This window comes from Bradyrhizobium sp. WSM4874 (genome assembly GCF_055811835.1).
Map to the genome: position 1 here is coordinate 19,150 of NZ_JBVVPR010000063.1, position 13,449 is coordinate 32,598.

General features: G+C 65.1%; 13 protein-coding genes. 4 read left to right on the forward strand and 9 right to left on the reverse strand.

The features are described from left to right. Positions 1-3 precede the first annotated feature (3 nt). Positions 4-1,452, forward strand: coding sequence for a MocR-like pyridoxine biosynthesis transcription factor PdxR (pdxR, locus tag AC0L3P_RS36155; protein ID WP_354056476.1), 1,449 nt, complete (start codon positions 4-6; stop codon positions 1,450-1,452). A gap of 10 nt (positions 1,453-1,462) precedes the next feature. On the opposite strand, the gene AC0L3P_RS36160 is transcribed toward pdxR, so the two are convergent. Genes AC0L3P_RS36160 through AC0L3P_RS36180 form a run of 5 tightly spaced genes read right to left on the reverse strand, consistent with a single transcriptional unit; the run spans position 1,463 to position 6,224 of the window. Beyond that, entirely contained in the window at positions 1,463-2,686 is a 1,224-nt protein-coding gene (locus tag AC0L3P_RS36160) for a bifunctional alpha/beta hydrolase/OsmC family protein (protein ID WP_354056474.1), read from the reverse strand. A gap of 25 nt (positions 2,687-2,711) precedes the next feature. Then, positions 2,712-3,374 carry a sulfite oxidase-like oxidoreductase gene (locus tag AC0L3P_RS36165; protein WP_354056472.1) on the reverse strand — a complete coding sequence of 221 codons (663 nt, stop codon included), beginning with the start codon at positions 3,372-3,374 and terminating at the stop codon, positions 2,712-2,714. Positions 3,375-3,377: 3 nt separating this feature from the next. Then, positions 3,378-4,700, reverse strand: a complete 1,323-nt coding sequence (locus AC0L3P_RS36170; protein ID WP_473308926.1) for an MFS transporter — start codon at positions 4,698-4,700, stop codon at positions 3,378-3,380. A 33-nt stretch (positions 4,701-4,733) separates the two neighbouring features. Continuing rightward, positions 4,734-5,957 (reverse strand): cytochrome P450, encoded by a 1,224-nt coding sequence (locus AC0L3P_RS36175; protein WP_473308927.1) that lies wholly within the window; start codon positions 5,955-5,957, stop codon positions 4,734-4,736. A gap of 57 nt (positions 5,958-6,014) precedes the next feature. After that, a complete protein-coding gene (locus AC0L3P_RS36180; RefSeq protein WP_473308928.1) occupies positions 6,015-6,224 on the reverse strand; it encodes a ferredoxin in 210 nt (69 codons plus the stop codon). A 135-nt stretch (positions 6,225-6,359) separates the two neighbouring features. Between AC0L3P_RS36180 and AC0L3P_RS36185 the strand changes: the two genes are divergently transcribed. Then, positions 6,360-7,007, forward strand: a complete 648-nt coding sequence (locus tag AC0L3P_RS36185; protein ID WP_007593778.1) for a TetR/AcrR family transcriptional regulator — start codon at positions 6,360-6,362, stop codon at positions 7,005-7,007. Here AC0L3P_RS36185 and AC0L3P_RS36190 read toward each other — a convergent pair. From AC0L3P_RS36190 to AC0L3P_RS36205, 4 genes are all read right to left on the reverse strand, one after another. After that, positions 7,004-7,654 (reverse strand): aspartate/glutamate racemase family protein, encoded by a 651-nt coding sequence (locus AC0L3P_RS36190; protein WP_473308929.1) that lies wholly within the window; start codon positions 7,652-7,654, stop codon positions 7,004-7,006. The two genes, AC0L3P_RS36185 and AC0L3P_RS36190, sit on opposite strands and share 4 nt — an antisense overlap. 63 nt (positions 7,655-7,717) lie before the next feature. After that, positions 7,718-8,731 carry an amino acid ABC transporter substrate-binding protein gene (locus AC0L3P_RS36195; protein ID WP_473308930.1) on the reverse strand — a complete coding sequence of 338 codons (1,014 nt, stop codon included), beginning with the start codon at positions 8,729-8,731 and terminating at the stop codon, positions 7,718-7,720. Positions 8,732-8,743: 12 nt separating this feature from the next. After that, on the reverse strand, positions 8,744-10,093 hold the full coding sequence (locus AC0L3P_RS36200) for an aspartate aminotransferase family protein (protein ID WP_473308931.1): 1,350 nt from the start codon (positions 10,091-10,093) through the stop codon (positions 8,744-8,746). Between the two features lie 3 nt (positions 10,094-10,096). Further along, positions 10,097-10,969, reverse strand: a complete 873-nt coding sequence (locus AC0L3P_RS36205; protein WP_473308932.1) for a MurR/RpiR family transcriptional regulator — start codon at positions 10,967-10,969, stop codon at positions 10,097-10,099. An 86-nt stretch (positions 10,970-11,055) separates the two neighbouring features. On the opposite strand from AC0L3P_RS36205, the gene AC0L3P_RS36210 reads away from it, so the two are divergent. After that, positions 11,056-12,243 carry an amino acid ABC transporter permease gene (locus tag AC0L3P_RS36210; RefSeq protein ID WP_473308933.1) on the forward strand — a complete coding sequence of 396 codons (1,188 nt, stop codon included), beginning with the start codon at positions 11,056-11,058 and terminating at the stop codon, positions 12,241-12,243. Positions 12,244-12,245: 2 nt separating this feature from the next. Beyond that, positions 12,246-13,352: an amino acid ABC transporter permease gene (locus AC0L3P_RS36215; RefSeq protein ID WP_473308934.1), complete on the forward strand. Its 1,107-nt coding sequence runs from the start codon at positions 12,246-12,248 to the stop codon at positions 13,350-13,352. Positions 13,353-13,449 lie beyond the last annotated feature (97 nt).

Here is a 13,449-nt window from a genome sequence, read left to right on the forward strand (position 1 = left end):
AAGGTGCCAGTTCCGGAAAGCCTGATCTCCGCCCAGATCGACCTGAACCGAGCCGACGACGAGGGGCTGGTGGCTCAACTGACGGGCCAGCTCCGCAGCTTGATCGCGAGCGGCCGTCTCGTCAAAGGCCGCACGCTGCCCTCGAGCCGCCGGCTTGCGAGCGATCTCGGCGTCTCGCGCAACACCGTGACCTATGCGTTCGAGCAGCTCGCCGCCGAGGGATATCTCGAAACGTCGCACGGCCGCCGTCCGATAGTCACGGTCGACGGCGGCGAGCGCGTCGCAGAGGCGGGCGCCGTCGCATCTCGCATGCGCCTTGGCAAGCCGCGGCTATCGCCCTGGGCTTCGAGCCTCACGCAGACCGACTGGCCGATGTCTTATCAGGCGCGACTGAGACCCTTGCGTCCCGGGCACGGCGATTTCAGGGAGTTTCCAAACGAGGTCTGGGCGCGTTGCCTGCGCCGCAGCGCCGTGCACGCGGCCAAGCGCGAGCTCGGACCGGTCAACCGGACGCGCCTGCGCGAGGCATTGGCGCATTATCTCGCGACCAGCAGGGGCGTGCGCGCGACGGCGGATCAGATCCTCGTTCTGCCGAGCGCGCAGGCTGCGCTGACCTTGATTGCGGCCGCCGTCATCACCCCCGGCGACGACGTTTGGGTCGAGGATCCCGGCTATCCTGGCGCCGCGGCCGCCTTCCGTGCGTCCGGTGCGCGCGTGATCGGGGTGAGGTTGGACGAGCAGGGCATGCAGCGGATTCCGGGACTGGCGGCCCCGACATTGATCTTCATGACGCCGTCGCACCAGCACCCGACCGGCCGCCTGATGTCGCTCTCGCGTCGCACGGAATTTCTTGGCCTGAGCAGGCCCGGCAAGACCTGGATCGTCGAGGACGATTACGACGGCGAATTCCACTATGACAGCCGGCCGGTGCCGGCTTTGCAGGGACTCGATGCCCATGGCCGCGTGTTCTATGTCGGCACGTTCTCGAAGGCCATGACCTCGGACATCCGGCTCGGCTATCTCGTCGTTCCGCCGGCACTGGTCAACATCCTCGAGATCGTACAGCGGCACATCGGACTGATCGCCGCGAGCCACATCCAGGAAGCACTGGCCGAGTTCATTGCCGACGGGCATTTCCTGGCGCATCTGCGCCGGATGCGCCGGATCTATCACGCCCGCCGCGATCATCTCGTCGAGGGATTGGAGCGCCATTTAGGCGACGTGCTCGCTGCCGAAGTGCCCCCGGGCGGCCTCCAGCTCGTCGCCCGCCTCAAGCGCGGCCGCGCCGATCAGGCGGCGGTCAAGCGGTTGGTCGAAGCGGGCGTTGAAACGCGTGCCCTGTCCGGCTTGGCACTGGGCAGGCCGCGCGATCACGGCCTGCTGCTCGGCTTCGCGGCCTGGCGCGAGAGCGAGATCACCGCGGCGGTACGGACGATGGCGTCCTGCTTCTAGCACAAGCGCGCTAATCCACGGCCTTGGTCACGATGCGGATTTCCGAGGTCAGCGTCCGGTGCACGGGGCACTTGTCGGCGATCTCCATCAATTTCTTGCGCTGCTCGGCATCGAGCGCGCCGTCCATCGCGATGTCGCGCTCGATCTGGTCGAGCATGCCATCGCGCGTCTCGCACTCCGCGCAGTCTTTTGCGTAGATCTTCGAATGTTTCAGCGAGACGGTGACACGATCGAGCGGCAGCGACTTGCGGTCGGCATAGAGGCGCATGGTCATGGAGGTACAGGCCCCGAGGCCAGCGAGCAGGAGATCGTAGGGACCAGGGCCGGCATCCTCGCCGCCGGCGGCGACCGGCTCGTCCGCGACCAGACGGTGCGGTCCGACGCTGACGACCTGGTTGAACTTGCTCTTGCGGGTCTCCTGCACCACGACCCGGCGCGGTGCCTCGGGGAGATCCATCGCCTTCGCAGGTTTTGCCGTGTCGATGTACCGGCTTGCCCAGGCCACGATGACGTCGGCTGCGTAGAGTGCGTCGGCCGGCTTGGTCAGGAGATGATCGGCATGATCGAGCGAGACGAAGCTCTTGGGATGCCGGGCGGAGACGAAGAGCTTCGTCGCATTGTCGATGCCGACCGTATCGTCGAGCGGAGAATGCATCACCAACAGCGCCTTGTGCAGGCCGGTGACGTCCTTCATCAGCTCGTGCTCGGCGATGTCGTCGAGGAATTCGCGCTTGATCCGGAACGGGCGCCCCGCGAGCGAGACCTCGACCTCACCCTGCGTTCGAATGTCGTCGAGATGCTCTTTGAACAGGCCGGTGACGTGGGCGGGATCGGATGGTGCCGCAATGGTCACAACCGCCTTGGCTTCCGGGATTTGGCCTGCTGCCGCGAGGATCGCGGCGCCGCCGAGGCTGTGACCGATCAGGATCGACGGCGCCTTGCGGAGGCTACGCAGGTGATCGGCGGCGCGCACGAGATCGGCGACGTTGGAGGAAAACGTCGAATTGGCAAAATCCCCTTCACTGGAGCCGAGGCCGGTGAAGTCGAAGCGCAGCACCGCGATGCCCTTGGCGGCGAGCGCGACCGAGATGCGTTTGGCGGCCAGCGTGTCCTTGCCGCAGGTGAAGCAATGCGCGAACAGTGCGAAGGCCGCGGGCTCGCCGTCGGGTAGCTCCAGCGCGGCCGAAAGTTGATGGCCGGCTTCGCCGGTGAATTGAAAGCGCTCTGTCGGCATGAGCTTCCCCCGTCCTTGCTTGAACCTAGTCGTCAGAATAGCGTTGCTCTGCCCAGGGATCGCCACGGTTATGGTAGCCACGGACTTCCCAGAAGCCCGGCGCGTCCTCGGTCAGGAACTCGATGGCCTGGAGCCATTTGGCGCTCTTCCAGAAATACAGATGCGGCACGACCAGCCGCACCGGGCCGCCATGTTCGGCCGATAGTGGCTCACCCGACCAGCTATGGGCAAGCAATGCGTCCTCGGCGGCGAAATCGTCCAGCGCGAGGTTGGTGGTGTAGCCGTCATGGGAATGCAGCACGACGAAGCGCGCGTCCGCACGCGGCCGGCAAGCCGCGAGCAGCTCGCGCGTGGCGAGCCCCTCCCACTCATTGTCGTAGCGCGACCAGGTGGTGACGCAGTGGATGTCGGAGGTGAACTGCGCCTGCTTCTGGGCGGCGAACTCGGCAAAGGTCCAGAACACGGGGTTCTCGATCGCGCCGTGGACGTCGAGCCGCCAGCGCTCGCGCGAAACCGGCGGCACGACCCCGAGATCGAGCACCGGCCAATCTTTTGTCAGATGCTGGCCGGGCGGCAGGCGCTGATCTTCCGGGCGCGTGATCTTGCCGGTCAAAAAGCGGCCTTCGCGCGCCCATTTTTCCTTGGTGCGCGTCAGCTTGCTGTCGGGGGGCTCGTTGTCCTCGGCCATCGGCTACTCGTGTCGGTGCATCGCGGAGGCGTGCTTGGTGTCGCGCATGGTGGAATAGATGATCAGTGACAGGCAGATGATGCCGGCGAGATAGTAGTAGAACCACTCCTCATGCCCGATGCTCTTGAAATAAAGCGCGATCGCCGGCGCCGTGCCGCCGAACAGCGAGACGGTGATCGCATAGGGCAGGCCGACGCCGAGGGCGCGGACATTGGTCGGGAACAGCTCGGCCTTCACCACGGCGTTGATCGAGGTGTATCCGGCGACGAATAGCCAGGCCCCGCAGATCAGGATGAACGCGATGAAAGGCGACTTGGTCTCCTTCAGCGTCATCAGCAGCGGCACGGTTGCGAGCGTGCCGGCGACGCCGAAGAAGATCAGCAACGGCTTGCGGCCGATCTTGTCGGAGATGGCGCCATAGATCGGCTGCAGGATGGTCGCAAAGATCAGCGTGCCGAAGATCACGAAAGTGGTCTGATCTTCGGTCAACCCCACCGAAAGCTTGACGAAGGTCTGCATGTAGGTGGTGAAGGTGTAGAACGCCGCAGTGCCGCCCGCGGTCAGGCCGACCACCAGGAGCAGCTCGCGGGGATAGCGCAGCAAATTGGTGAGCGAGCCGGTCGGCTTCACCACCTTCCTGGCTTCTTCGAAGGCCTCGGTCTCGTGCAAGCCGCGCCGCATCACGGCGGCAAAGATCGCGAGCGCCGCACCGATCGCAAACGGGATGCGCCAGCCCCAGGCTCTCAGTTCCTCCGGCGTGAGGAAGATCTTTTGCAGAAGCAGAAGGACGATGATCGCGGTGAGCTGGCCGCCGATCAGGGTGACGTATTGGAAGCTCGAATAGAAGCCGCGGTGCTTGGGGTCGGCGACCTCGCTGAGGTAGGTGGCGCTGGCGCCGTATTCGCCGCCGAGACTCAAGCCTTCGATGACGCGGGCGAGCGCCAGGATCACCGGCGCGGCGAAGCCGATCGTGGCGTAGGTCGGCGTCAACGCGATGATCAGCGAGCCGAAGCACATGAAGACGACCGACAGCGTCAGCGAGATGCGCCGCCCGTAATGATCGGCGATATAGCCGAACAGCCAGCCGCCCAGGGGCCGCATCAGGAAGGTCGCCGCGAATACGACGGCGACATTCAATTGCTGCACGACGGGATCGTTGCCGGGAAAGAAGGCGGGAGCGAAATAGAGCGCGAACGCGGTGTAGGCGTAGAAGTCGTACCACTCGACGAGATTGCCGATCGAGCCAATGAAGATCGCCTTGATCCGGCGCTTGGCGTCGGCAACGTCAATGTGGTCGGAGGCCGGTCGGGTTATTTGCTCAGTCACGTCCGGCCTCTCCGTATCGCTCTTTGGAGAGGTCTACATCGCCTTTCCGAGCAAAAATGGCAACTGGCGGGGGCCTCTGACGGTTCCCTGTGACCAGGTCACCGTGCCTGCCGGATCGAGGGCGAAGTCCGGAATTCGCTTCAGCCATTCCTCCAGCGCAACCTGCATCTCCATGCGCGCAAGGTTCGAGCCGACGCAGCGGTGGATGCCGAGGCCGAAGGCGGCGTGGCGGTTCTCGCGGCGGTCAATCACGACCTTGTCAGCATCCGGAAACATTTTCGGGTCACGGTTGGCGGCCGGGAAGGACAGCAGCACCATGTTGCCCGCCTTGACCGGGCAGCCTGAGACCGTGGTCTCCTTGACCACTTCGCGCGCCATCGTCACCGGCGAATAGGCGCGCAGCAGTTCCTCCACCGCGGTCGGGATCAGCCCGGGCTCGGCAATCAGGCGCTCGCGGTCGGCGGGCGTCCGGGCAAGGTGCCAGAGCGAGGAGCCGATCGCGCTCCAGGTGGTGTCGATCCCGGCAATCAGGAGCAGGCGCAGCGAGCCCAACACATGCGAATCCTCGAGCGGATTGCCGTCCTTGTCCCGGGCATTCATCAGATAGGAGATGAGGTCGTCGGTTGGCTTGTTCTTGCGCGCCTCGATATGGGCGCTGAAATAGACGGTCATCTCCTGCACCGCCTGAAGCAGCGTGTTTTCGTCCTTGATGCCTAGTTCCAGGATCATGTGGATCCAGCGGATAAAGAGATCGCTGTCTGTCTCGGGGATGCCGAGCATGTGTGCGATCGCGCGAACCGGAATGTGCTTGGTGTAGCGCTCTGCCGCGTCCAGTCGGTCTTCAGTGATGAAGCCGTCGATCAACTCGTTGCAGATCGCGCGCACCCGCGGCTCCAGCTTCTTCATCGCGTCCGGCGTAAACGGCGGCAGCAGCAATTGCTTGGCTGGCTTGTGCACGGGCGGATCGGACGTGATCGGCGGGGCGGAGTTTCTGCTGGTGATCTCCGGCCGAACGTCTCGGACGATGATGCGACGCGAGGAGAAATGCTCGCTGTCGTTGGCGATCTCGCGCACCGCTTCATAGGTCGTCGGCATGTAACAACCGAGGAAGCGCTCAGTATGCACAACCGGGCTTGCGGCGCGCAGTTCGTCCCAGATCGGGAAGGGATCTTCCGTCCATTGCGGATCGGTGTGGTCGAAATCATGGACCCAGTCGGTCACGGGCGGATGGGCGGCGGGCTGGCTGATGTCGGACATCTCGAAATCCCTTGGGGCTCGTGTTCGCGGAAGGCTCGCGGGGCGGCAGCGGCTGCGCTACTCCTCGATCAAGTCGATTGCGATTTCCGGACAATTAGATTTGGCAAGCCAGGCCTTGTCTTCGAGGCCGGGTGGGACCGTGCCGTCGCCGGCTTCATGGGCGTTGCCGTATTCGTCGAGCTCGAACAGCTCCGGCGCCAGCGCCTTGCAGCGCGCGTGTCCCTGGCATTTGTCGGGATCGACGTGAACCCTCAGTCGCTCTGTCATGGCGGCTCCCTAGGTCGTGTGCGCTCCGCCCCGAAGGCGGCGCGCGCTCCCATCTAAGTTTTTGTCCAAGTTATAGGCTATTACATTCGCGGCAGGCTTCCCCTGTCAAGCGCAAACTTATAGGCTCTGCGCAACATGCGTTCACAACTTGCCCGCAAGCCCGAGAATACCTACCACCATGGCGATCTCCGCGACGCCTTGATCAAGGCCGCGCTGCGCGAAGCCGAGCAGGGCGGGACGGAGGCGATCAGCATCAAGGCGCTTGCGAAGCAGCTGGGCGTCTCGCAGCCGGCGCCCTACCGGCATTTCGCCGATCGCGAGGCATTGCTTGCGGCGGTGACGGCGGAGGCGTTCCGGCAACTCAGCGCGCTTCTGCGTGCGGCGATGGCAAAGCCATCGAAGCGGTCGAAGCTGTCGCTGCTGGCGCAGGCGACGCTGGATTTCGGACTACGCCGGAATGGCATCTATCGCCTGATGTTCGCCTCGCGCACGGTGTCGTGCGCGGCGAAAGGCAGCGAGCTGCACGAAGCGACCCGCGAAACGTTTGCGCTCGTGATCGAGGCGCTGGAAGCTCCGGCAGTCGATTACCTGCGCGAGCGGCAGGCGCTCAAGATCTGGGCGGCGCTGCACGGCGTGGTGATGCTGGCCGAGCAGGGCCTATTCACCGGCGAGGCGGCCCATGCCACGCGCGAGGACCTGGTCGAGGATTTTGTCAGCGAAACCAAGGCGGCGCTTGCGGCGGCGATCAAGGGCGCGCGGCGCCGGAAAAAGGCTGGCGCCTAGGTCTTCGCTTTCAGCAACTTCATCAGCTTCTCGACGGCGCTGTCAGGCGTGGTCACCACAGGGCGGCCCGTAGCTTCTGCCACGAGAGGCGCAGTTGCCGCGATGCTGAACTGCGCGAGCGCGACGACGTCGCAATCGCGCAAATCGCGTGAGGCTTCCACGATCAGCCGGTCATGCGTAGCGCGGTCGCTGCGGTCGAGCGCCGCCAGCGCTCCTTCGGCAAGTTTCGGCACGATCTCGACGGAGGCCGGAAATTCCGGCGGCATCGATGCCAGCGTCGGCGGGAAGGTCGAGAGCAGGCCGATGCGCTGGCCCATCGTCACCGCCCGTTCGATCATGGCTTCGTTCGGCTTGAGCACCGGCATCGGCGCATGCGCGCGCGCAACCGCCTCGATGCAGGGACCGAAGGCCGAGCAGGTGAACAGGATCGCATCCGCGCCTGTCGCCGCGGCGTAGCGACCGAGCGCAAGAAAGCGCGCGGTCATGGCATCATTGAGCTTGCCGTCACGCGCCAGGTCCGCCGACAGGCTGTCATCGAGCAGGTTCATCAACCGCGCTTCCGGCCACGCTTTTGCGAACGCAGCCTCGATCGGAGCGATGGAATGCTTGAGGGCGTGGATCAGCGCGATGCGAGGAGACGTCGTCATTGAACGTTACCTGATACAAGGTCGGGTGTCCCGGGCGCAGCGCGTCCGGGACACGCTAAGCGTTTACTTGAACGGCACGGCGTACATCAAGCCGCCCTTGCTCCAGAGGCCGTTGAGGCCGCGCTCGAGCTTCAGCGGGCTCGCCTTGCCGACATTGCGCTCGTAGATCTCGCCGTAATTGCCGGTGGCCTTGAGGGCCGTGACCAGCCATTTATTGTCGAGCCCGAGCCGCGAGCCGAGATCGCCGGAGGCACCGAGCAGGCGCTGGATCGCGGGCGTCTGCGACTTCGCCATCTCGTCGACATTGCCCTGTGTGACGCCAAGCTCTTCGGCCTCGATCAGGCCGTAATGCAGCCAGGTGATGATGTCGCTCCAGACCTCGTCGCCATTGCGGGTGAAGGGGCCGAGCGGCTCCTTGCTGATGGTCTGCGGCAGTACGACGTAGTCGGCCGCGTTCGGCGCCGCGGTCGTGACGGCGCCAGCAAGCGCGGAAGCGTCCTGGGTCATGGCATCGCAACGGCCGCCGAAGAAGGTCTGGTACATGGTGTCGACGCGGTCAAACACCAGCGGCTTCCAGTCGATGCCGTTGGCGCGGCCATAATCGCCGAGCGTGACCTCATGCGTGGTGCCCTGCGCGACGCAGACAGTGGCGCCCTTGAGATCCCTAATCTCCTTCACGCCGAGGTCCTTCTTCACCACGAAGCCCTGACCGTCGTAGAAGTTGACCGGTCCCTGCCGCAGGCCCAGCGTGACACCGCGCAGATAGGTCTGCGTCGAGTTGCGGTAGAGCACGTCGATCTCGCCGGACTGGAGCGCGGTGAAGCGGTTCTGCGCGGTCAGCGAGACGTAACGCACCTTGCTGGCATCGCCGAGCACGCCGGCGGCGAGCGCGCGGCAATAATCGACGTCGAGACCCTTGTAGTTGCCTTGCGAATCCGGCGCGGAGAAGCCGGCAAAACCGGCGCTGACGCCGCATATCAGCGTGCCGCGGCTCTTCACAGCGTCGAGCGTTGCCGCCGATGCGACCACCGTCGATGCCGCGAGCACGCCGGCTACGATAACCACTTTCCTCATCATGCTATTCTCCCCTCAGCGATTGACACTACGCAATACGTTGTCGACGGCCGTGCCGAGCTTGTCGACGATCAGGTCGATCTCGTCCGGCGAAGCGATATAGGGCGGCGCCAGCAGCACGTGGTCGCCGCGGATGCCGTCCACGGTGCCGCCGCCGGGATAGCAGCCGAGGCCGTTGGCGAGGGCCTCTGCCTTGATCTTCTGGTTCAGCTTCAGTGCGGGATCGAACGAGGTCCGGCTGGCGCGATCGGCGACGAGCTCGATCGCCCAGAACAGGCCGCGGCCCCTGATGTCGCCGACATGGCGGTGATTGCCGAAGCGCTCGGTGAGCCGCTGCTCGAGCTGCTTGCCGCGCTCCTTGACCCGCTCGAGCAGTCCGTCCTCGCGGATCACGTCCTGCACCGCGAGCGCAGCAGCGCAAGCGAGGGGATGCGCGAGATAAGTGTGGCCGTGCAGGAAGGCGCCCGAACCTGAGCGGATTGTGTCGATAATCCTGCCGCTTGCGAGCATCGCGCCGATCGGCTGGTAGCCGCCGCCGAGACCCTTGGCGATCGCCTGGATGTCGGGCGCCACGCCTTCCGACTCCCAGGCGTGCGTGGTGCCGGTGCGGCCCATGCCGCTCATGACCTCGTCGAGGATGAGCAGGGCGCCGTGTCGGTCGCAGATCTCGCGCATCGCCCTGAAATAACCGTCCGGTGCCGTCACGGCACCTGCGGTGGCGCCGACGACGGGCTCTGCGAGGAACGCGGCGACCGTACTCGGACCGAGGCGCTGAAACTCGGCTTCGAGCTCGGCCGCAAGCCGGGCGACGAATTGCGCATCGGATTCGCCCTCGTGCTTCTCGTGGTAGGCAAAGGCGGGAGTCACGTGGCTGAAGGCGTCGGAGAGCAGCGGCGCATAGGGCGCGCGGCGCCAGGCATTGCCGCCCGCCGCGAGCGCGCCGAGCGTATTGCCGTGATAGCTCTGCCGCCGCGCGATGAAGTGCTGCCGCTGCGGCTCGCCGCGCTCGATGAAAAACTGCCGCGCGAGCTTGATGCTGGCCTCAATCGCTTCTGATCCGCCGCTGACGAAATAGGCGTAGGCGAGGCCACCGGGCTCATGGCCGACCAGCCTCTCGGCCAGCGCCTCGGCCGGCTCGGACGAGAAGAACGCCGTGTGGGCATAAGCGAGGGTCGAAGCCTGCTTCGTGATCGCTGCGATCACGCGCGGATGCTGGTGGCCAAGGCAGGAGACCGCAGCTCCGCCGGACGCGTCGATCACGCGGCGTCCGTCCTCGGCAAAGAGATAAACGCCTTCGCCACCGATCGCCTTGGGCGGCGTTTCGCGCAGCGAACGGTGCAGCACGCGGCTGGTGCGAGCGGCCATGGGTCAACCTTTCTCTGAAACGTAAGTTGAAGCCGCGGCCAGCCGCGCCTCGCTATTCTCCAGCCGCTTCTTCGCGGCCGTGCCGCCGAGCGAAAACGTCACGGCGGCCAGCGATTGCGCGATCGCAATGGCGCCGGTGAGGCTCGGGAAAAAGCCGGGAGAGGAGGCCGCCTCGAACAGCAGCACGTGGTCGGCGCCTTCAGCCATCGGCGCCGAAGGGCTATCGGCGATTGCGATCAGGGCCGCGCCGGCGCGATAGGCGGCCTGCGCGACTCGGACACTCGCATGGGTGTAGGGCATGAAGCCGATGACGATGACGGCCTCGCCGGGCCGGAACGCGCCGAGGTCCAGATCGTCGGGGCCGGAGGCGCCGACGAGTTGCACCTGTTCGGGACGAAACAGCCGGAGCTCGTAGTTCAGCAGTTCCGCGACGCTGCGGCAGCTCCGATAGCCGGTGATCCAGATCCGTTTTGCATCGTGGAGCGCGCGCGCCGCCTCCGCAATCGGCTGGGCCGGGATGCGCGGAAGGCCGGCGGCCTCGGCCTCCAGCTTTTCGGTGACGAGCGCGACATCGGCGTTCGGGCCGTGGCGGCGGCTCCTTGCGCGGCCGGAGAAGGGCGCTATCTGCGAGGGCCGCCGCGCCTCCGTCAGTGCCGCGCGCAATTCATCCCAGCCCGAATAGCCGATCGCCTTGGCAAGCCGCGTGAACGCGGCGGGATCGGCGCCGGCAACCGCTGCGAGATCGCGCATCGAACGAGTGGTGGCGTCGTAATCGTTGGCCGCGACGAAGCGCCCGACCTCCTGCAACCGCATCGGAAGCGATGGCAATGCAATGCGCAGTTCGCTCAGCGGCGAGGATTTCGCGGGCTCGGCCATGAAACATTTGTTGCACGAAGTAGAGTTTGGTGCAACAGTTGACGTACGCCGCCGGAAATCGCCGTTTCGAGAAGGATTTTTGTGCTGTGACGTCAGACGCTCCGAGACCGCCGCCGCGCCGCCGCTTCTTCGGCGCTTTCGGACGGCGCGAGCTGAAAGGCCTGTTTTGGCAGGCCGTGGTGGTCGGGATCGCAGTCGCGGTCATCGTCTTCCTCTGGTCCAACACGGTCACCAATCTCTCCGCGCGCCGCATCACGACCGGATTTGCCTTCCTCGGCCGTGAGGCCGGCATGCCCATTGCCGACAGCCTGCTCGCCTACAATCCGAGAGACTCATATCTCTGGGCCTTCCTCGTCGGCATCGCCAACACCCTGCGCGTCGCCGTGATCGGAATCGTGCTTGCAACCATCCTGGGCACGGTGATCGGCATCTCGCGGCTGTCAGCCAACTGGCTGCTGTCCCGCCTCGCCGCGGTGTATGTCGAAGCGCTCCGCGACATTCCGCTGCTGCTCCAGCTCCTGTTCTGGTATGTGCTGATGCAGGCGCTGCCGGCCGCGCGCGCGGCATGGCGGCCGATCGAGGGCGTGTTCCTGTCCAATCGCGGGTTGATCCTGCCGGCGATTCCGATCGAGACCCCGCAGCTTTGGGTGCTCGGCACCGCAGTGCTCGGGCTTGTCGTGTGCTATGTCATCCGGCGGCGGCTCATCGCGCAGCAAATGCGCGACGGCAAGCCGCGGCCAGCCTGGCCGTTCGTACTCGGGTTGCTCGTTGTACTGCCCGCTGCGGTGTCCGTGCTGCTGGGCGTGGCCTGGACGATCGAATGGCCTGAGTTGCGAGGCTTCAACTTCGTCGGCGGGCTGACGCTCGCGCCGGAATACTTTGCGCTGCTGATCGCGCTCGTCACCTACACCTCGGCCTTCATCGCCGAGATCGTGCGCAGCGGCATCCAATCGGTGCCGCGCGGGCAGTGGGATGCCGCCAACGCGCTCGGACTGCGCCGCAGCTTCATGCTGCGGCAGATCATCCTGCCGCAGGCACTGCGCGTGATCGTGCCGCCAATGACGAGCCAGTACCTCAACCTGACCAAGAACTCTTCGCTTGCGGTCGCGATAGGCTATCAGGACGTGGTCTCGATCGCCAACACGACCTTGAACCAGACCGGGCAGGCGATCGAGGCCATTGCTTTGATCATGGCGGTGTTTCTCACCATCAGCCTCGGCATCAGCTTTTTCATGAACTGGTACAATTCGCGCATCGCGCTGGTGGAGCGCTGACCATGACGGCGATCGCCGACATTCCGGAAGCACCGCGCGCCGCCCGCCGCCCGCAGATTGGCAATCCGGTGCTGCGCTGGCTGCGCACCAATTTGTTCTCGTCGATCCCGAACGGCATCGTCTCGGTCGTGTTGCTGGCGGTGCTCGCAAAGGCCATCTTCAGCTTCGTGCAGTGGGGCATTGCCAATGCGGTCTGGCTCACCCCGGCGAACGATTCCAGCGCCTGCCGCGCGGTACGCGGCGTCGGTGCATGCTGGGCGATCATCCCCGAGAAATATCGCTTCATCCTGTTTGGCACCTATCCGTTCGACGAGCAGTGGCGGCCGGCGCTGGCGGTGCTGCTCTTCATTGGCCTGTTCTATCTCTCCAGCCGCCGCGCCTTATGGCGGCGCGAACTGGCCTATCTCTGGATCGGAGCGCTCGCGCTGATCAGCGTGCTGATGTGGGGCGGCATATTCGGCTTGTCGTTCGTCTCGCAGGACCGTTGGGGCGGCCTACCGGTGACGCTGATCCTGGCGACCTTTGGTCTGGCTTTCGGCTTCCCGCTCGGCATCCTCGTCGCACTCGGCCGGCGTTCAAAACTGCCCGCGATCCGCTCGCTCAGCGTGCTCTATGTCGAGTTGATCCGCGGCGTGCCGCTGGTCAGCCTGCTGTTCATGGCGAGCGTCATGTTTCCGCTCTTCATGCCGAACGGTTTCAACATCGACAAACTCCTGCGCGCGCAGGTCGCGATCATCCTGTTTGCGGGTGCCTATCTTGCCGAAGTCATTCGTGGCGGCCTCCAGGCCGTGCCGCGCGGGCAATACGAGGCGGCGGACGCGCTCGGTCTGTCCTACTGGCGCAAGAACAGGCTGATCGTCCTTCCGCAGGCGATCCGTCACGTCATCCCGCCGCTGGTCAACACCTTCATCGCCTTCTTCAAGGACACCAGCCTCGTCCTGATTATCGGGATCTTCGACTTGCTGACGACGGCCAAGACCGCGATCATCGATCCGGCGTGGCAGCAATTCTCCGTCGAAGTCTACATCTTCGTCGCCGCCATCTATTTTGTCTTCTGCTTTGCGATGTCGCGGTATAGCCGCAGCCTGGAGGCGACGAGCGGAAGGTGATGCTTCTTTACCTCGCCCCGCTTGCGGGGAGAGGTCGATCGCGAAGCGATCGGGTGAGGGGGAATCTCCGCGAGTTGATTGCCACCGTCTTCGCGGA